The sequence below is a fragment of the Zobellia russellii genome, from assembly GCF_018728565.1.
Classification (GTDB): domain Bacteria; phylum Bacteroidota; class Bacteroidia; order Flavobacteriales; family Flavobacteriaceae; genus Zobellia; species Zobellia russellii.
Map to the genome: position 1 here is coordinate 24,070 of NZ_JACSOI010000003.1, position 20,363 is coordinate 44,432.

Consider the following 20,363-nt stretch of genomic DNA (forward strand, 5'->3'; position numbering starts at 1 on the left):
GGTATAGTTAATGTGTATAGGGAACCGTACCGGTTTCATCAATTGTATATCCCCATTTTTTTATGTACTCCAGACCGGGAAGAAATTCATCTCCCGTTTCCTTTAATCGTTGATATAGCAATTTCTCCATATCGTCTTGTACTGAAGTATACCCTTCATTGCCCACAAGGTTGTTCAGTTGATAAGGGTCGATTTTATTATCAAAAAGAAGCCATGGTCCTGTTAAACCCCTGGCATAAGTATATCGTTGTGTCTTAATAGCTCTATATTCCCTGGCACCATGCTGTACCTTGTTCCATTGCCCAAACGGTTGTACGCATGTCAGTAATGTTACGTCACCTACCTGCTCCTTTCCTTCCATATAGGGCCTATAATTTATTCCTTCTACAGTACTTGGAATAGAAATATTGCACAAGCCTAATATGGTTGGCATAATGTCTTCTGAATTCATCAATGCATCTCGCTCTCCTTTTTGAATTTTTAGTTGTTGTGGGATGCGGAATAACATAGGGACCCGGGCAGACTCTTCATAGGGTTGTTGCTTTTTGTATGCGCCATGAGAGCCTAGTAAATCGCCATGATCAGAGGTGAAAACAATAATTGTGTTGTCGTACTTACCGGAGTCTTTTAGGTTTTTGATGAGCTTACCTATCATATCGTCGATTGCGGCGATATGGGCATAATAGCCGGCCAAATCTTTTTTAGCCCTTGCTTTGAGACTGTCCGGGACATTTTTACGTAATTGAATCTTATCTGGGTCAAATCGATTTCTATATTCCTCCGGTGCCGTATGGTACGGCGCATGTGGTGTGCCGTAAGAAAGAATCATCATAAAAGGATTGTCGGAAGATTTTCTTTCTTTAATATAGTCGATGGCCGCATCGGTTTGTTCAAAGGTATCGTACCCGTCCCAGATTTTTCTGTTCGGGTCTTCATTATCATAATATACCGATTTGTTGTAGTCATGGGTACATTCGTTGCCCTTCCAGAATTTGAATCCTTGTCTTCTTTTGCCAGGGACCACATTCTGAAGCCTGCCGTGCCCGTCCAAATGCCATTTGCCAATATAGCCAGTATCGTAATTTTCTTTATTAAATACTTTGGCAATTGTTACCGCATTGGTATCTAATTGAACATCGTTCATAAAGACCCCATGGGTCAATGGACGTTGACCAGTTAAAAGTGAAGCCCTAAAGGGAGAACATACGGGCATACCAGAAACTGCATTTTTGAAGTTTACGCTTGCCGAGGCCAGTTCATCTAGATTAGGAGTGTTTACATTTGGGTCTCCAGCATAGCTTGTTGCTTGAGCCCGCCATTGGTCCGTTAGGATAACGAGGACGTTAGGTCTAATACCGTTCTTAGGGGTTTCCTTAAGATTCTTATTGTTTTTACAGGAACTAAAAGCAATTAAAACTGCTGCGAAAATAAAATAGCACGTTTTTTTCATAAGTTTTGTAATCAGTTTTTCCAAGATTCTTCTATTTTTTTCTTTAACTCTTCAACTATGGAAGGGTTTTCATCCGCTATATCTGTCTGCTCTAACGGGTCTTCATAAATATTGAACAATTGAACTTTTTCGTTAGGTCTATTTTTGGAATTGGGGACAATTAACTTGTAAGGATCCGTCATTACCATTTTATATTTTAGACTTTCTTCTACGGTATTGAAATCGTGATTATAGATTTCTCCGAAAATTGCTTTTCGGTTTTCAAGTTCATTTTTATCTAAAACATTTATACCGTCGAGGGCTTTGGGGCGTTCAATCCCCAATAAACTCAGTACTGTAGGAACCATATCTAAACTACTGACCAATGAGCGGTCGTCATGGTAGGGTGTGATTTTTCCTTTCCACTTGAACATAATCGGGGTTCTCAAACCGTAATCATACGGTGCTTGTTTAGAAATAGGGTTGTAGTTGGAATTGTTCTCATTTTGTACCCATCCATTGTCACAAACGTAAACGAACAATGTATTTTCCATTTCCCCTTTTTGGTCAATGTAGTCCATTAAGTCTCCACAGGTATTATCGAACCATTCGCACATAGCCCAGTATTTGGCAACATACTCAGACGGCGCTTTCTTCCGATATTTTTGTAAGAGACTATCCGGTGGATTGTGTGGCGAATGAGGTAAAAATGGGGCATACCAAGCAAAAAAAGGTTTCTTTTTTTCTAAGGCCAAATCAATATAACTGTAAAGAGTGTCCATGCCCTTTCTTCCTATTTCCAGGCCATAGTCTCCATGTCTACCTCCTCGTTCGGGATCACCATGGGTCATGCCATAATCGAACCCTCCATTGGCGTAATTGCCTATCCACCATTTTCCGGTTTGAAACGATACATAGCCTTTGTCCTTCAGCATTTTTGGTAAAGTTTCTAACTGTTTGAAGTTTTCGATGACGTGGTTGTAATTTTTTGATCTCCAAGGCATTTCCCAAGCCCTGTTATTCTCTACAACATTACCTGGTAAAACTCTGTCATTACCCAAAACCATATGGTCACGTGGGTACACTCCTGTAATTATCGATGCGAGCGAAGGTGAGCATAGTGATGTTGGCACGTAACCACGGGTAAAAGTTCTGCTCTCAGAGGCGAATTTATCTAGATTAGGAGTTTCAATAAACTTATGTCCCATGAATCCGTAATCCGTCCAAGCCTGGTCATCGGATAAAATGAAAACTATATTGGGAAGTTTTTCTCCTGTTTTTTCCTTTGAAACTTGTTTAACTTCTTTGCAAGAAGTTAAACAAGTTATTGCTAATATTATTGATGTTAGCAGTGTTATATTTTTCATTTTGTTCTTTACTTTATGGTGTTGTTTGCATACTCCGTTATATAAAAAAGTAACATTATGCGTTAGTAGCCCGGATTCTGTGTAAGGTTGGGGTTTAAGTCTAATTCATTGTTAGGGATAGGGTACAATAACTTTTCTTGGGTTATAGCAAAAGACTCGGCACCATATGCTATAAAATCGGGAGGGGTCAAAGTGGGGTTGGCTTTTTCCTTGATTCCAAAAGCTGTAATTGTCTCAATTGCTTTATCGGTTCTCAAGAGATCAAACCAACGATGGTTTTCAAAGGCAAGTTCAACTCTTCTCTCTTGAGCGATAGCATTTCTAAATGATTCTTGGTCGGGTAAATCCGTAGAGGTTAATTCTCCCAACCCTGCGCGGGTTCTGACCATATTCAGTAAGTTAAATGGAGTCCCTGTCTGATAACTTTGTTCGTTTATTGCTTCCGCCAACATTAAAAGGACGTCGGCATAACGGTACAATGGCCAATTGTTCGGTGTGCGCGAAAAATCTGGGTCCGTATCATGGTTGTATTTGTTGATATAGTACAATGGACTCGGATTTCTGTCGAAGTAGGCCACCGATATATCTTTTCTCAAATCGTTAGGTTCATAGGCCTCGACCATATCGGTAGTCGGGATGTTTCTTCCAGGTCCGCTCTCAGGTCCTAAAAAAACAACTCCCCTTGATCCCACGGGAGCAAATTGATATATGAAATTACTGGACTCCCCTTCAAACCCTTCTTTAAACTGGATTTCAAAAATCGATTCATTATGATTTTTATTCGCTGGGTCAAAAATAGCAGCGTAATCTGTGAGCAGTGAATATTGATTAGAAGAAACGATTGTATTCAGTTGTTGCACGGTATTGGAATAGTCCTTTCGGGTTAAATATACTTTAGCCAAGAGCATTCTTGCGGCTCCTTGTGTAACCCTACCAATATCGTCGCCCGAGTAGTTTTGTGGTAGATTCGAAATCGCAAATTCAGCATCTTCTATGATTGCCCCGTATACCTCCGATATTGGATTTCTTTGAAGGGCAAAGGCTTCTTCTGCAGAGTTTATAGGTGCTAACAGTAAGGGTACATCTCCCCAATATCTAACGGCTACAAAATGATAGAAAGCCCTAAAAAAACGAAGTTCGGCTTCTGATCTTTGTGCTAAAACGGGATCGATATCGGCTTTGCTAAGGTTTTCCAATGTAACATTACAGTCTTTGATCGCACTATAAATACCATTCCAAGCGTCTGCCACTGGACCTGCATCAGAAGTCATCTTAAACTGATCTAAAAAACCATATTGTCTTCCGCCACCCAATGAGCCTTGGTCTAAAAGGTTGTCATACATAGTGTTATCTGATCGCCCTTCTTCAAGAAAATGCGCAGACAGCACATAATCCTGTAAACTGCCATAAACTCCTAGAACGGCTTGGTCAATATCTTCTTCCGTTTGATAGAAATTACCTTCGGTCAAATAATGATTGGGAGTAATATCTAAAAACTCATCGCTACAACTTGAAAAAAATAGGATTAGAACTATATGTAAGATGTTTGTAGACTTGCGAATTGAATTATATTTTTTCATTTCAAATGTTTTAGAAATTAATGTTGACACCTAGGGTGTAGGTTCTATTTATGGGATAGGAAAAGTCATCAACCCCTAGTCTTTGCGGGTTGTTGCCAAAATTGCTCACTTGTGGATTCCAGCCAGAATAACTGGTGAATTTGGCTAAATTCTGAACACTGAAATTAAACCGGAGACTTCTTATGAACACATTTTCTAAAGCAGAATCGGGTACTTGATAGCCCATACTTACATTTTTGATCCATAAATGATCACCCTTCTCTAGCCAGAGGTTAGAAGCAGCATGTTGCCCAGGGTAGTGTATGGAGGGAATTAGACCGTCACCGGGATCTTCGGTAGACCGCCACCTATTCAAGAACTCAGAACTTACATTCCATCGCCCTTTTTCATTGTAAAGAACTTCGTTTAGTTGTGGGATAATTTGATAACCAAAGGCGCCCGTGGCCAATATGGATAAAGAGAAGTTTTTGTAGTTAAAGACATTATTGAAACCTAATATTGTTTTGGGGTGGGGGTTTCCAATATGGTCCCTATCGAGACCGCTGATTACCCCGTCGCCATCTACATCTCGATAGATGTATGCCCCTAATTGTTTGGCGCCTGGCCATCCGTGTAGATTGGGGTCGTCTAATTGTTCTTGGGTGTTAAAAATTCCATCGATAACATATCCTCTTAAAGAACCTACAGGCAATCCTACTTGGGTGATATTCCATGTAGATATAATCTGGGATATTTCTTCAGGAAGATAGGTGACTTCGTTTTTAATGAACGATAGGTTTAAGTTACTTTTCCATGAAAAATCACCACTATTTACCCGTCCGCTCAACTCAAGGTCAACCCCCTTGTTTACCATCTCCCCAATATTGGTTCTCGTTGAAGAAAATCCTGACGCCCTTGGTATTGACAAGTTGAAGAGCATATCTTCAGTAGTTTTTTCAAAATAGCTGGCATTTAAGGTAATGGCATCATTGAAAAAGCCCATAGAAAGCCCCAAATCCAATTGTTTACTAGTTTCCCATTTTAAATTTTTAGAACCTAGCGAGGTCAACGATTTACCGACCTTTATATTATCATTCAATACGTAATTGAAATTATTGTCAAGGTTGTTCAGGTTTGGAGTGGAAATAATAGTCCCGAACCGGTCGAAATCGCCAATGGCCGAGTTACCCGTTATACCGTAACTTGCCCTTAGTTTGAGCTCGTTCATTAGAAAGTCTTGAGGAAAGAATTGCTCTTCAGAGATTCTCCAACCTACTGAAGCAGAAGGAAAATTCCCGTATTTGTTGTTATTTCCAAACCTAGAGGAACCCTCTCTTCTAAAATTGATTTCTGCTAAGTATTTCGATTTGTAATCGTAGCTGAAGCGGGCAAAATATGCTGCTAATGACCAATTGGTCAGATCGGTAATCGCTGCCGATACTTCGGCGGCCTCTAAGTAATTCAGGGTGACATCACTAGGAAAACCCTTAGCATTAATGGTAGAGAGTTCGCCAGTTTGCTTTTGGGCAGTGTAGCCTAACAAGGCACTGAGTGAATGGTTTTCAATTGCAATATCATAAGACAAAAGATTGTCAATACCCCAATTGGTAATATCGCTCTTTTGATTGGCACCTGAATTTACAAAGGGGGGAGCCCCAGGGGCAAGATTCGAAGCATTGCCGATAGCATGTCTACCAATAGTACTTGGGGTGAATGTGTTAACTTCACGGGTCAACAATCTTCCATAAATTTGAGGTTTGTAATGTAAGCCTGGAAGAATTTGCATATCTAGGTTGAAACTCGCATTTATATCTCTTTCTACCCTATTATTAGTAAGGGACTCCGCTTGGAATATCGGATTTGCATATGCAAAGTAGCCTGGTGAATCAGCGGGTATATATGGCTTCAGTTCTCCTGTTTCGTCAAAGGGAGACTGTAGAGGACTTGCTGTTATGGCCTTCATTAGAACACCGCGAGACCCATCTTCCGGAATTGAATTATTGTTAGAATAGGAAACGAACATATTGGTTCCTGCCTTTAACCAATCGTTAATGGTGGCATCCGCATTTGCCCTTAGTGATAACCTAGAAAAATCAGTTTTAAGTAAAACTCCTTCTTGATTCAAGTAGCCGGCTGAAACTACGCCTTTAAATTTATCGTTGCCCCCCCTGAATGTAAGGTTGTGGTCTTGAAAAAGGGCACTGCGCATTAGTAAGTCTTGCCAATCGGTACCACTGTTCTGAGAGTTGTTAAGAGCATCTAGGTAGATTTGGGGAACGGGACTGTTGTTCCCGCTTCTTTCATTGATTTCTTGAACCCGTTCTATATTGTATTGCGCATATTCTTGCGCGTTCAGTGTTTGAGGACGCCAATTGCTAGGTACCGATTGAAATCCGCTCGACCCACTATAGGAAAATTCACTCCTTGTTTCTTTGGCCTTCAGTGTTTGTATCAATACCACACCGTTAGTTCCCCTTGCACCATAGATAGAAGTAGAAGCGGCATCTTTAAGAACCGTAATTTTTTCAATATCGTTGGGGTTAAGACTCTGGGGTATACCGTTACCTACCGGAAAACCATCTATAACCACTAAGGGTTCTATACCTGCGTTAATAGAGCTTATGCCACGTATCCTAATACTGGGTGATGCCCCTGGGGAACCATTGCTTTCACTAATTGTAACCCCGGAAACCCTGCCTTGGAGAACTTGTCCTGAAGTAGAGTTCGGCATATCCTGTACCCCGCCCATATCAACTTCGGAAACGGCAGAGGTAATCTTTTTTTTGCTTTGCGAACCATACCCTACCACAACTACTTCATCCAAACCTGCAGCACTTTCTTCTAATGTTATTACCATGTTTGTTTGGCCGTTTACGGGAATTTCTTTTGTAGCGAATCCAATATAGGAAACCACTAGAATAGCATCGTTATTGGATGTCTTCATGGAAAAATTACCGTCAAAATCTGCGGTAACTCCATTTGTAGTGCCCTTTTCCACTATGTTAGCACCTGGTAATGGCACACCACCGGAGTCGGTTACGGTACCTGTAATCGGTTGTTGCACTATTTTATTAGGGACAGTTTTTGGGCTTTTCTGCAAGAAGATAGATCCGCTATCATCAAATCTGAATTCAAGGTCGGTTAGGGTTGCACACCTATTGAGCAATTCTCCAACCTTAACTGTACCTTTTTTAACGTCGACAAGCGGACTACCGACGAACAAATCCGATCGATATATAAAATTATAATCAGTCTGCTTTTTAACAACCTCAAGCACTTCTTCGATTGAAAGCCGGACATCTTCGGTAAACGTAATTTTTTTGTTTTGTGAAAATCCTTTTTCTGCGGTAAACCCGAATGCAAGGACCGAAAAGAAAAAGATGAAAATTTTCATAGTTAAAAGTAGGGATGACTTGACATAGCCAAGGGGAGTCCCATTTGGTTTAGTTTTCATAAATTTGAATGTTAGTTAAATTTTTTAATTAATGATTTCGGGGGGTGGAGATTTAAATTTTCCCGATCTAGACTCCATTCCCTTTTTTAAGATTTACTTCATAGTGATGGTTTTTCCTTTTATTTCGTAATTAACTTCGTTGGTGTTCTGAATGATTTTTAATATTTGGTCAAGTTTTAGGTTTTTTCTAAAGATACCATTGAAGGTCAACTTTTTAATACTTTTGTTTTCAAAGGCTACATCAACGTTATACCAGCGAGAAAGCACTTTCATAATATCTTCTAACGATTGGTTCTTGAAGCTGAAAAGTCCATCTTTCCATGATATTTCATTGTACACATCTACCGTAGAAACGACTAGTTTATTTGTGCTACGGTCGATTTTTGATTGATGGCCGGGAGTAAGGTTCTTTGAATCATCTCCGTTTTTAACCAAGACCTTGCCTTCTACTAAAGTTGTGGATATATGGTCATCGTCATCATAGGCCTTAATGTTGAACTCCGTGCCCAAAACTTCTATTTTCTGACCCTCGGTTTTTACGATAAAGTGAGAGCCATTGTGTTCTGTACTCGGGGACACATCAAAATAGGCCTCGCCATGTACCAATTCTATTTCTCTGGGTTCGTTAGCGGTAAAGGCTACAGGATACTTTATTTGTGTTCCAGAGTTGATCCATACTTTGGTTCCATCGTTGAGAATTAAGAAAAATTGACCTCCCCTAGGGATAGTAAGTGTATTTTTACCTGTGCTTTTCTCTGGAGATCTATTTTTATTGTAGACTAACTGTTCCCCATTACTTGACGCTTTGTTAGTTTCAAAACTTTCCCCTCTTTCTAAAAGTACTTCTGATCCGTCTTCTAAGGTAAGTGTGGCTTTATCCGAACCAATATGATCCTGTTTTTTATGGATTACGGTTGATTCTATGGGAGGCGTTGTTCGGATATTTTCGGTATTCCAATACCAAGTAAGGATGGTTGAAAAAAGTAAGGCGATGGCAGCTGCATATTTATAAGAAGAATAACGCTTTTCTTTTATCTTGGCAGAAACATTGGTCCATCCTTTTTTAACATCGACTATATCAGCTCCCTTTGAATAATTATTTTTCACCCTATCAAAGTAGTTTCGATGAACTTCGGATTCATTGTGCCACGCTTCGAAAATTTTACTTTCCTCTACGGTTAGGGTGTTGTTAATTTTCTTTATTATGAGTTTGAAATCCATTGATGCTTGATTGCTTATACTTGTAAGACAATCAAATTCTTAAAATGGGTGACATAAAAATGTAAAAAAAATAAATTTTACCGCAGATATATGTGGATGTGATGTTCTAAAGGGGTTTTTCTAAAGAAATAATAATAGAACTGTTATAGAGGCGGTAAGTTCACCTAATTTGGCCTTGGCCCTTTTCAATTGGGTCTTTACAGTGTTTATGGAAACATTTAATTCCTCGGCTATTTCTTTATAGCGATAATTGTCTCTAAAACGTAGTTCAACGATGGAACGCATTCTTAGAGGTAAATTCTCTATGATACATAAAGCTTGTTGATTCCGAATTTCCTTTTCTTGTTCAGTGGACCAATCTGGTTCTTGATCAAATGAAAATAAAATTTGTGTGTCTAAAGTATTCGAATTGTCCGTAACTTTTAATGTCTTTAACCTATTCAAACATTTATTTCGCACCATGGCGTACAAGTAGGCTTTCAGGTTTGTTTTAAGGTCAATCTTGTTTGATTTCTCCCAAAGTCGCACAAAAATTTCTTGTACTACATCTTCACTGGAAGCCATATCAAATAAATAACCATGCGCATATGTAACCAAATCATGGTACATGTCATCAAACAACCTTTTAAAGACAAAGTGGTTTTTGTTCTGTATTTCCGTTAAGAAGTTATCTAGGTTCAAATTGATAATTAATTGAGTTAGCCTAAAACTTAGTTATGGGTTTTGCCATCATCTTTAATAATACCACTGTTTGAATCGAACTAGTATATTTTTTAATCGATGCCGTATAAAAAATAGATAAAATCGAGGCTATTCGATAGGGTTCAAAATTTTATCGTCTATAGGATAAAATTGTAACATTGAACTAAAGAATTGAATTTTGTTTCAATGTCATATCAAGTTTACGTAATAACCTAATAAAGAGTATCCTGTACTGTACTGCATGGTTGGCCAGGAGGGTGTAAAACAAAAACCTACAGGAGCCGTCGAATCAACGGCTCCTGTAGGTTTTTTCTTTTAATATCTTTCCATTTGTAGGAAGGGCAAGAATAGGTTGTAAAGGCAATTTTTCAAACCATGTTGTTCTTAAAAAAAGCGAAGAAAGTATTCTTCAGTTATGGGTAAGCCTAGGTGTTTGAACGACTCCTTTGCCCTCTTCAAAACCGAAATAATCAATTGCATGATTTCTATTACTCAGTTCTAAATTCCACTTTTTTAAATAATAGTCCCTATGTTTAAAATTTTTATCACCAATTTCTTGCAGGGCCTTTTTGAGTTTAGCATCCAATTCTATATAAAGATTTTGAAAATTGTCATTGCCAATGAGGTTTTTCGTTTGGTATGGGTCATCAATATTATCAAAAAGCATGGTGGCATTATCAGGTGTGCGAACATAGGTATATTGCTTTGTCCGGATGGCCCTATACTCTTGATAAATGTATTCTTCGGCAATAGGACAGACGCTCATAACCAAGGCGGTTCGGTCAATCTCAGGGTTTGGGGACTTTATCAAGGATGAAAGATTTTCTCCTTCAATAGTTGATGGTATTTCAATTTCAGATAGGCCCAAAAGAGACGGAAGAATATCAGGGGTGTTTATCGGGGCATTTACAATAGCTCCCTTATTTTTCCCAATAGAAGGATAACTAATCAAAAATGGAACTTTAATAGATTCATCCCATGCCAATTGTTTGGCAAAAGGCCTAGCTCCATGAGAACCCATCATTTCACCATGGTCGGCCGAGAAGACTATAATGGTATTTTCCCATATGTCCAATTCTTTAATTTTATTAAGAATACTTCCAATAGCCTCATCTGAAACTGTGCATTGCGCATAATAACCTTGTAATTCTTTTAGGGTTGCATCTTTCCATTCCTCAGGTACATTGGGAGCAAGTGTTAATTCAGATTTTGGGTATAAGTCTTTATATTTTTGAGGGGCATTGTTATGGGGGAAATGTGGCGTTGCTATAGAGACAAATAAAAGAAAAGGGTTGTCTTTTTTTGTTTGTTCGGCCATGTAATTGTTTGCATCTTCGGCAATGGCAAATGGAGAAAAGCCATCCCAGTATTTCATTTGCGGATCTTGGTTTTCATAATAGGGCATCTTGTTATAATTGTGGGAACACTCCAAGGCCTTCCAATAATCAAAACCCTGTCGTCTTTCCGGGGCTACGTTATTCAACCTTCCATGGCCATCTAAATGCCATTTTCCAAGGTATCCGGTGTCATAGCCAGCGGTCTTGAATATTTCTGCCATGCAGAGTTCTTCTTCAGGTAAATGAAGATCGTTCAGAAACATACCCGTAGTGGTTGGATAGCGACCAGTCATCAAGGCCGCTCTATGCGGGGTACAAACCGGGGCAACAGATACTGCATTGGTGAAATTGACCGCCTCTTTGGAGAACTTATCCAGGTTTGGAGTTTTTACATCTGGGTTTCCTGCGTAACCAAGGGCGGAAGCCCTCCATTGGTCAGTTAAAATGTAAACTACGTTTGGTCTTTTGGTCTTATTCTTTTCCTGTGAACGCAAGCTTGGAGGGAAAAAAATAACGACAGATAATAACAAAATTTTAATATTCATTTTTAATTTTTTAATTTTTAATAAGTTGTACGGGGCCTAACAAGCCAGACGATAGAGGTTTCTTAAATTTAAAAGAACGCATTGCGGCTTTTGTGGTAAACGTATATCTACCGGTAGTAAATTCTTTTCCGCCCAGTAATCCGTTATTGAATTTTACCTTACGAACATTGGCATCTGGTGCTTGCTGGTCTCCCAGTAAACGGTTGATCCAACGGTTGGCGACTTCAATCTCCAATTCGTTGGCACCTTCTTGTAAGGCACCGGAAACTTCGATTCTCCAAGGGGCACACCAAACAACACCGAGGTCTTTGCCATTGAGCTTTACCCGTGCGATGTCGTTAACCTTTCCTAGGTCTATAAAGTATTTTTTATCGTCAACACCTTCCAGCTCAAAGGTTTTTTTATAGGAGGCAATGCCAGAATAATACTTTACGCCCCTATTTTCGTGGGATGTCCAATCTTGAAGCTCATTGAATACAATGTTTTCTGGCCCTCCGTTTTTGGGGTCAAAAGAAACGAGCCACGAGCCTTGCAAAGTTTTTACAGGGGTAAGTCTTTCAAAGTTGCCGTTATTGTTTCTCGTATTGGTTTGATTAGTATTGTTTTTAGAGAAGGTAATAAAGAAACTTTCGTAGGGGAAAAATTCTAAGGGGATAACAGTGCTACCATCTTTAAGTGAATAATCTGTTATTTTTCTAGTTTCCCCCGTAGTTGGAAGCCATAGCTCTGGAGTACCCTGGGCACGAAATGTGCATTTTTTGGATTGAAAATGGTCTGTTCTGTTGGCTACAAAATAGATGTCTCTGTTTTTTGTTTTTCGGTGGCCGAACCTAATCGTATTGTTTTCGGAACTAAAGTCTATAGGAACGTTTAATTCGGATAAAATTTCTAAAGTGTTTTTGAACGTAGGGTAAAGCTCACCGGTCTCCATATTGTTTAATTGACCTCCCCAATAAATTGTTCCGTTTCCATACTTTACCTCTTGTCTTGTTGCTGGAGGTTGAAGCTTTCCCCAAAGTTTTTCGGCCATAGTTTTAACTTGATCGTCACATTCTGGATAATCTGTTAGACTAGGGGACTTATGGGGAGGGGAACCTATTATTTTGGCGCCTTGCTCTACGAGCGATGCGATTTTGTGGAGTAATGCAGGTGTCATTGATTCAAAGTTGGGCAATACCATGATTTCATAGGAAGAAGCACCGGGAAAGACTATTTTCCCATTTTCAACTACGGCCCTATCCATTAACATTTTGGGAGAGCAGCCGTCAAAACCATATTTTTTCTTATCCGGAATGGCCCCATTTTCTTCCAAAGCATCTGTAGGGGGGGTAAAGACCATAGGGGCACCTTCGGGTGTAAGATATAGAATGTCGGAAACTGCCTGCCCCTGTTGCATCATGTGCGAAGAACGATTAATGTACTTATGGTATGCCTCGACCATGGGCCACCAGGTCTGTCCCCTGTCCCAATGCACACCATATTGTCCCATGGTCATTCCTGGACGGTATTCATCACCTAATGGCTTGTGGGCAAAAGTGTGATATATAAAGCGATTGACACCTAATGCCAAGGCCCAATCACTTTGGTCTTTCATAGACCAAGGGTATTCTTGCCAAGCCTGTTCGTTGCTAGAGGTGAAAACTTCCGCTCCTACTATAGGGCGACCGGTTATGTGGGCAATGGAAGTGGCTTCTAGAACTGCGTACCAAGTGACGTATCCAAAGCGCTTGCTCCAAAATTCGGCCATGATAACATCGGCAATCGCTCCTAGGTCTAAGTCGCCTGCCGGGTTCATGTCGTAGGGCTCAATAGTTAATTCCAAGCCGTTTCTATGTGCATATTTCTTGGCAAATTCAACGTGGTTTTCTAACACTAATTCCTTACAGGTTTGACGTAAATCCCATAAGAATCGTTCCGTAATCTCCGTACTTTTTACCGTTCGGCCAGTATAGGTTAGAAAATAGGGTTCAGGATCGTAGCCCCTACGTTTTATAAACTCTTCAACAATGCCTTCAGTCCAGTTTTGGGCCCCGCTTTCCCAACTATCCATATGGAAACCTGTCCAGCCGGAATCTTCTTTTCTAGGTGCAGTTTTTTCTAGTAATATATCAGTATAGTTTGCGAGATGATTTTTAAAGGCAACTGAATCCATTTTGTTGCTTTCGAGACCAATTACAGGTTCGGGGGAAGGACGGGTGCTTGCTCCCGTTACTCTCTTTCCCATACGGATAATGGTCCAATCACCTTTAGGAGCTTGCCAGACGAGCTTCCCGTTCGGCTCCATAAACGAGGTTATATTGATAACGTCGCCATGATCGAGGATTTTACCGCCATCGACATTTGAACCACCGGTAGGGTCGGGCAGAAAGGGTTTTACATTTGGTTTTGAAGAATAAGGGTCGCGTTCATAAAGCGCTTTTTCGTTTATATCCTTAATCGTTGGCTTTACGGAGTTGGGAATCGCATATACTGCAACATCCTCGTAATATGGATCTTTAAGGTTGTGCCATTGCGTACTTCTCTGTTCGGGTATAGGAAGCTTTATTTTTCTTTTTTTTTTTCCTTTAACTTCTGTTTCGCTATACACCAAATGTTTCATAGACTCCTCTGGTGTAACCCAAGGACCGCCGCTGCCGCACCATCCTGGTCCTGCACCTAACAAAATTTTAATTCCTAATCTTTCGGCCTCCCTAACCGCATGTACATAGAGCTCTTGCCATTCGGCACTCATAAAATCTATAGGGCCGCGGGGCACTCCGATTCCGACTTCAAGAAATATCAGGTTACTAATGCCGACTTCTTTCATTGATTCGAGGTCTTTCGTCATTTCTTCACGAGAGAGGTTTCCATCCATAAAATACCAATAGACTCCAGGAGCGGATGTAGAAGGCGGGTTTTTGAAATCTTCTTTTAGAGCTGACTTCTCATCGTTGTGCTGACCAAAAAAGAAAGTAGTGTACAGCATAAAACATACCACGGTTAATGGCTGTATTCTGGAAATAATTGTATTCATTATGATTGCTATTTTATTCTAAGGTTGTTTTATAAATATTGACTTGCCGTTAATGGGGAATTATTGCGTTTATATGTTTTTTAGATTGAATTATGTCTAATTCTCTTTTAAATGGAGCGTAAATAGTTTCCATAGCCCAGTAGGGCAACGGAAATTAGAATCACAAAAATACCTGTGCCTACCGTGATTTTTGCCCTACTTCCAGTCTCCTTCCATTCCTTTAGTACAATACCCCAAATATTACCTACCAATATGATACAAGACATATGCAGCACCCATCCTGTAGCTCCATTCCCCAATTTACTTTCGCCCATGCCATAGAAGAAGAATTGCAGGAACCAGGTTGTTCCGGCCAGAGCGCATAACAAATAGTTTTTTCCCAAGGGTTTTTTTAAGTCTGAATAATCGCCAAAGCTTTTATTTCTAATATTAAGTGAGACGCACCAAATTAGATTTAAGGTAAGGCCGCCCCATAACAGTACCACAAAGGTGGCGTTGTTCTGAAATAAAGGATTCATACCGGCCGCAACGGCCGATTCGGCCAAAGACTGACCGGCCTCGATACCAAAATTAAAACAAGAACTTAAAATTCCCGAGCATAAACCAATAGACAACCCTTTGAATAAGTTAAACTCGTTATTGGTCTTTGATTGCTCTTTTTGGGGTAACTGTTTTTCCTTCATCATACCCGCTTTTCCGCAGATAGCAATTCCTAGTAAACAAATTAAGATGCCCAATAAAATGACTTGCCCCCATGTAGAGGAAATTAGTTCGTTAAAAGTGGTCTTTCCTTCTTTAGGGAAAAAGTCGTAATAAATTGTTGGGACAAGGGCGCCAAATGCGGCGGAAAAACCGAGTATTACGGTATTTCCCAGTGATAGTCCCAAATAACGAATACCAAGGCCATAGGTCAATCCGCCAATACCCCACAACAATCCAAACAAAATAATATACCCCAATGTAGCTGGGGGCATACTCCAAATTAACTCCCAGAAACCGGGCAGGGTCAACCACGCCATGATAGGGGGTATTATAAGCCAAGAAAAGAGTCCGCCCACAAGCCAATAGGTTTCCCAATTCCAACGTTCCACTTTTTTATATGGCATGTAAAAACTTCCTGCCGCCACCCCTCCGATTAGATGAAAAAATACTCCTAATACTGTTTGCATGTTTTACGATTTATTAGTGTTTGTCCTTAGCAAATTTTAATACACTCAATATTTAAAAGTAAGGCGAGTTTTTTTATTTTCGATGCGATATGTCCCACACCCACCGCACAATGGTGCGCTGGTCCATGGCTGTTCCATTGTTGCACAAAATTTCGGGCACCAATAGAAAATTTATAGCGGCTATTGGTATTTCCTATCTCCAATATAGGCCCGGCCACCGATTCTCCTTCGGCAATTAAGAACAAAAGACTTCCTTTGCCATCCTCAACAACGGAAAGAAGTGTTACTGGACCATTTTTGACTGTCATTTCAATAGAGAGCCCTTGACCTACTTTTCCGTGGTAGACCTCAAGAGGCTTTACCCTGGTCTTACCTTGGGCAATGGCAATATGTCCAGGACCGTCGTGCCCCATAAGAACCACATCTTCCTTAAAATCTAATGCGTAATATTCGGTAAAAGAACCGCCTGCACCAAAACAATCCATAATTTTCATGGCTTGTGCATTCTTAATTTCATATTCGCCGGCTACAGGAATACCACTACCTGTAAGTAGTGAAGTTCCTAGAATGATAGAGCTGAGCGTATCGTAATTATCGGAACCTTCGATGCCTTTATAGTAGTAGGCCATGGAACCCAAATCGTATTTGTTGACCAATGTATCTAATGCGACAGATGTTCTCGCGGCCCTTCTTACTTCACGTTCTAAACAATCGCTTTGAATATCGAAAGCCTCGTAAAAGGTTTGTATTTTATCTTCGATGGATTTGCTCGATACATTATGGCGCAATGCTGATAGTTCATCTACTTCAATAAGTTCTATATGTCCCCCAAATACGGAATATTGAGTAGTTAAATCGGTATAGATGTCTAACATACCACTGTAGTAATGGCCCATGCATCCTAATTTGTTGTTGGACATGGAGTGTGATACGAATGCGGCATCTACCCATTCTTGGACTTCATTCCAGGTTTTATCGTCATTTTCTAAAATACCGACAACTTCGTGAAATTGAATACCTACTCTTTTAAATACATTTGCGATTTCCGGAGCGGGACACGAAGAGCAATACGCTAACCATTCACCGGTCATATCTTTTCTGGTCTTCAACTGGCTGAAAGCGTTATAATCAATGGCATCGACCGGGGTTAGGTTTAATATGATCACAGGTACTTTTGCCTTTTGTACCACTGGTAAAACAGTAGAGGATAAAGCGTAAGTGCTTATATATAGAAAAATAAGGTCTACACTTTCTTCCTTAAATTTAATGCCGGCTTCAAAGGCGCTAGAGCTATTATCTATAAGTCCAAAGTTGATAATGTCGTGGCCTGATTTTTTTAGTTGATTTTCGACTATTGTCGTATACCCCTCTAAACGGGATTTTAATCCTTCAAACTGATCCCAGTAGGTGTCTAGGCCAATTGAGAAAAGTCCAATTTTTAAATTTGGAGTCATAATTTTATCTTTTTTGAAAAACGTAGCCGAACCGGACCGAACAAACCTGATTTTCGTAAGTACTTTTCAGCATCCGGTTGGTCGAACTTATTAATATTGGTTTTTGTTGTACGTTCATTAGGGGGTAATTTACTATCGCCAATAAGCTGATTGGGCCAAAGGTTGATGATTTCTATTTCGATGGTATTGCTTCCTGCATTTAAATAATTTTTTACAGGTATTCTATAAGGTGCTTTCCAAAGGGTATTTACCTCTTTACCATTTATACGAACCGTGGCCACATCCTGTAGATTTCCCAAATCCAAGGTGATATTTAAGTTGTCCTGTATTTGTTTTTTGGGGAGCCTGAAAATTGTATTGTAGGTGGCTTTGCCGGAATAATACTTAATTCTAGGGTCAGGAACCTCTGTCCATGATACAAGGGTGTCCATTTTATACGTAAAACTCTCCTTTTTTATAGGATGAAAAGTTACCCTCCAAGCATTATTGATATTCGAGAAGGTTTGAAATGACTTTACTACTATATTTTCTTTTTTTCGATTGGCTCTTGTGATAGTGTATGAACCAGGTTCAAAAACTTCGAGTATTTGTAGACCATCCTCTTTAAAGAATCTTTGGGCAGGATAGTCACCGACCTCTGTCTCTTTTGATACGGGAAACAACGAAACACCATCTTTGTAAATAGCGTAGCCGACTTGAGGTTTAGTGGTATTCCTGAAAATAATAAACTTAGATTCCTCGGGTTTAAAATACAATGAAACTATAGTCTTTCCGTTTTTGTGTCGATAAAGTAAAGGCTTGGTAATGCTTCCATCCATTGGGTCCCATATTTCGGGGATACCATTTTCTACCCTAAATTCACAATCTACAAGTTCATAACGGTTCGGTAGCGAACTGTCATAGTGATATTTAAAGCTGTTGAGGTCTTTACGGAGCATGGTGTTAACCACAAAATAGATATCGGTTTCCTTTGTTTTTCTGTGGATATAATCCAATTGGGTATCATCATTGGCGCTCTTGAAACTAAAATCGGGAGATACTCTCATGGCCTTCAATACCTCAGCTGCCGTTTTGCCATATACAACTTTCCCCTTTCCTGACTTGTTTTCTCCTTGGGGGGCAATCTCGGGACCCCATAGTCTGTTCACTATTTCGGCTACCTTCTTATCGGCTACAGGGTAATCCATCAAGCCTTTTGCCCGCTTGGGCCTTGGACCGAGCACAGTGAGTCCTTCCTTTACAAACTCTTCTATTTTTTCAAGAACATCAAGTCGTATGGATGCTTCATCGGGTAAAACTAGCACCCTATATTGCATACCATCGGGCAAGACCAAGCGGTTGTTCTCAACCTTGGCCCGATTTAATAGAACATCTGAGTTTGCCTTGTCCCAATCATAGCCAAAACCTAAATCGGGGACTTCGGTTTTTAAGAATACAAAATTGGGTACATCGTCTCCATAATAATATAAGGCATCAGCTTGAAAATGTCCTAGGCTCAGTAAGTAGCTAGAGCGATTCAAATAACTTGTAACTGCTCCCGCCTGTTCCCACCATGTGGTGCTGGTATTGAGGTGTGTGCCGGCAAAATACTCATTGCCCGGCACACCAAATTCTTCCGGAGAGGAGGTAAACGTATGCCATACCAAACGGTTGACCCCTGAACAAAATATGCGGTCAATCACACCTTTTAGGTCATTGGGCGAACGTTCCCATTGAGGGCCAATACTTGTAGGGCCTTCCGCTGCCATGAAGCGTTTTCCGTATATGTGGGCCGCAGAAGCCCCTTGCTTGACAGATAGCCGTTCTGAATCTTCTATACGATGATTGTCGTTTCTTGCCCAAAATTCACCCATAGGGATGTCATTTGTGCCCATTACTTGTAATGCATCTACAGGGGCCGAATGTGGTCCGCCGGATTCTGGATGAACAAAAAGTCCGTTTTGATGTGCCAGTTCACTAAAATACTTGTAGTTGTTCTCATAAACCAGGTCTCCTATCGTTCTTCTAAAATCGTATAAAAAGCGATCGGAAATCTGGGCATTGCCCACTATTTGATTTGTCAATACCGGTAAATATGGTGTTATGTCATAACCCCTTAACCGTTTAAAATCATTCATAAAAGTGTCCGTCCAGTTTACGGCACCCATTTCCCAGCTGTCGGTATGTAAAAACTTTAGACTATTACCTGCTTTTTTGCTGGTTTCAATTAGGGGCTTGACTACTTGGTCAAAATAATCCTTAAAGGGCTTTTTGTTAAGATGGTCGTATGACAAACCTTTCCATCCATCTGAACCTGTTGAAACCCGTGCCCCGGTATTGGCCATACCATAACGCACTACCGTCCATTTACCATTAGGGACATTCCAGTTCAGTGTATCGTTCTTGAAAAAATCGGTAATGTCGATTATTTTGGCGGGATCCAATCCTTGCTTGCCGAGGGAAGCTTTTTCCTTTAATTTATAAATGGGAAGGATACCTTTCCAGCCTAGATTGGCGTTCATACTTTTTTTGTCCCAGTCTAAAATAGTCGCTTCGGACAAATCATCATCTAGAGGGTAAGCTTGTACGATGATATCGCGATAATAACCTTGCCCACTTGGATTTGGAAGAGGAATAGTTTGTAGACCGGGGCCTTGAACAGTGGTTTTACTAGCTACAATCTTCTTTAGTGCTTGCTCGGGTGTCACTGTTGGGCCACCAGGGTTCCAACCACTTTGGATATTCAAACTCAGTTCCATATCCAAGGAATCGGAAATCTTGATTGCATGGGCGAACAAACTATGCCATTCAGGACTGGAAAAATCTGGGCCATGAGGAGTTTTTAGGGCAACTTTATAATTGGAAGAACCGGCATCGAAGATTATGGCCCCTCCGTAGCCTTTGGCTTTCATTTCACTCAGGTCGCGTGTAATCGAAGTTTTTGTAGCCATACCGTTGAGCCACCACCAATACGACCTCATTTTTGCTTCATTGGGTGGGTTTTTAAAACCTTTTTTGATATCAGCATAGCTAAGGTCGCTTATTGTGTTTAAGCTATAGTTTAATTGTTGTCCATAGCCCAAGCCCCATAGGAGTAATGCGATATATGGTATTAGAATCTTCATCTTTAGCAA

At 40.3% G+C, this 20,363-nt stretch carries 11 protein-coding genes; all 11 read right to left on the reverse strand.

The features are described 5' to 3' along the window. Positions 1-7: 7 nt before the first annotated feature. The 11 genes from H9565_RS08290 to H9565_RS08340 all read right to left on the reverse strand — a co-directional run bounded on the left by H9565_RS08290 (position 8) and on the right by H9565_RS08340 (position 20,354). Complete coding sequence (locus tag H9565_RS08290) at positions 8-1,450, reverse strand: sulfatase family protein (protein WP_215438758.1); 1,443 nt, start codon at positions 1,448-1,450, stop codon at positions 8-10. Between the two features lie 11 nt (positions 1,451-1,461). After that, positions 1,462-2,796, reverse strand: coding sequence for a sulfatase family protein (locus H9565_RS08295; protein WP_215438759.1), 1,335 nt, complete (start codon positions 2,794-2,796; stop codon positions 1,462-1,464). Positions 2,797-2,858: 62 nt separating this feature from the next. Further along, positions 2,859-4,376, reverse strand: coding sequence for a RagB/SusD family nutrient uptake outer membrane protein (locus H9565_RS08300; protein WP_215438760.1), 1,518 nt, complete (start codon positions 4,374-4,376; stop codon positions 2,859-2,861). A 10-nt stretch (positions 4,377-4,386) separates the two neighbouring features. Next, entirely contained in the window at positions 4,387-7,809 is a 3,423-nt protein-coding gene (locus H9565_RS08305; protein WP_215438761.1) for a SusC/RagA family TonB-linked outer membrane protein, read from the reverse strand. A gap of 93 nt (positions 7,810-7,902) precedes the next feature. Beyond that, positions 7,903-9,030 (reverse strand): FecR family protein, encoded by a 1,128-nt coding sequence (locus tag H9565_RS08310; RefSeq protein ID WP_215438762.1) that lies wholly within the window; start codon positions 9,028-9,030, stop codon positions 7,903-7,905. 120 nt (positions 9,031-9,150) lie between these two features. Continuing rightward, positions 9,151-9,711: an RNA polymerase sigma factor gene (locus H9565_RS08315; protein WP_215438763.1), complete on the reverse strand. Its 561-nt coding sequence runs from the start codon at positions 9,709-9,711 to the stop codon at positions 9,151-9,153. A gap of 430 nt (positions 9,712-10,141) precedes the next feature. After that, positions 10,142-11,614 (reverse strand): sulfatase family protein, encoded by a 1,473-nt coding sequence (locus H9565_RS08320; RefSeq protein WP_215438764.1) that lies wholly within the window; start codon positions 11,612-11,614, stop codon positions 10,142-10,144. Between the two features lie 10 nt (positions 11,615-11,624). Further along, complete coding sequence (locus tag H9565_RS08325; protein ID WP_215438765.1) at positions 11,625-14,627, reverse strand: glycosyl hydrolase; 3,003 nt, start codon at positions 14,625-14,627, stop codon at positions 11,625-11,627. A 107-nt stretch (positions 14,628-14,734) separates the two neighbouring features. Continuing rightward, positions 14,735-15,796, reverse strand: a complete 1,062-nt coding sequence (gene rhaT / locus H9565_RS08330) for an L-rhamnose/proton symporter RhaT (RefSeq protein ID WP_215438766.1) — start codon at positions 15,794-15,796, stop codon at positions 14,735-14,737. 26 nt (positions 15,797-15,822) lie between these two features. Beyond that, positions 15,823-17,250, reverse strand: coding sequence for a hypothetical protein (locus H9565_RS08335; RefSeq protein ID WP_215438767.1), 1,428 nt, complete (start codon positions 17,248-17,250; stop codon positions 15,823-15,825). Next, a complete protein-coding gene (locus H9565_RS08340; protein WP_215438768.1) occupies positions 17,247-20,354 on the reverse strand; it encodes a glycosyl hydrolase in 3,108 nt (1,035 codons plus the stop codon). The genes H9565_RS08335 and H9565_RS08340 overlap by 4 nt, the downstream gene beginning before the upstream one ends. Positions 20,355-20,363 lie beyond the last annotated feature (9 nt).

Coding starts and splice junctions, on each gene's coding strand:
- H9565_RS08335 (WP_215438767.1), bottom strand. CDS start 17,250: ATGACTCCAAATTTAAAAATTGGACTTTTCTCAATTGGCCTAGACACC.
- H9565_RS08290 (WP_215438758.1), bottom strand. CDS start 1,450: ATGAAAAAAACGTGCTATTTTATTTTCGCAGCAGTTTTAATTGCTTTT.
- rhaT (WP_215438766.1), bottom strand. CDS start 15,796: ATGCAAACAGTATTAGGAGTATTTTTTCATCTAATCGGAGGGGTGGCG.
- H9565_RS08320 (WP_215438764.1), bottom strand. CDS start 11,614: ATGAATATTAAAATTTTGTTATTATCTGTCGTTATTTTTTTCCCTCCA.
- H9565_RS08325 (WP_215438765.1), bottom strand. CDS start 14,627: ATGAATACAATTATTTCCAGAATACAGCCATTAACCGTGGTATGTTTT.
- H9565_RS08295 (WP_215438759.1), bottom strand. CDS start 2,796: ATGAAAAATATAACACTGCTAACATCAATAATATTAGCAATAACTTGT.
- H9565_RS08305 (WP_215438761.1), bottom strand. CDS start 7,809: ATGAAAACTAAACCAAATGGGACTCCCCTTGGCTATGTCAAGTCATCC.
- H9565_RS08310 (WP_215438762.1), bottom strand. CDS start 9,030: ATGGATTTCAAACTCATAATAAAGAAAATTAACAACACCCTAACCGTA.
- H9565_RS08300 (WP_215438760.1), bottom strand. CDS start 4,376: ATGAAAAAATATAATTCAATTCGCAAGTCTACAAACATCTTACATATA.
- H9565_RS08340 (WP_215438768.1), bottom strand. CDS start 20,354: ATGAAGATTCTAATACCATATATCGCATTACTCCTATGGGGCTTGGGC.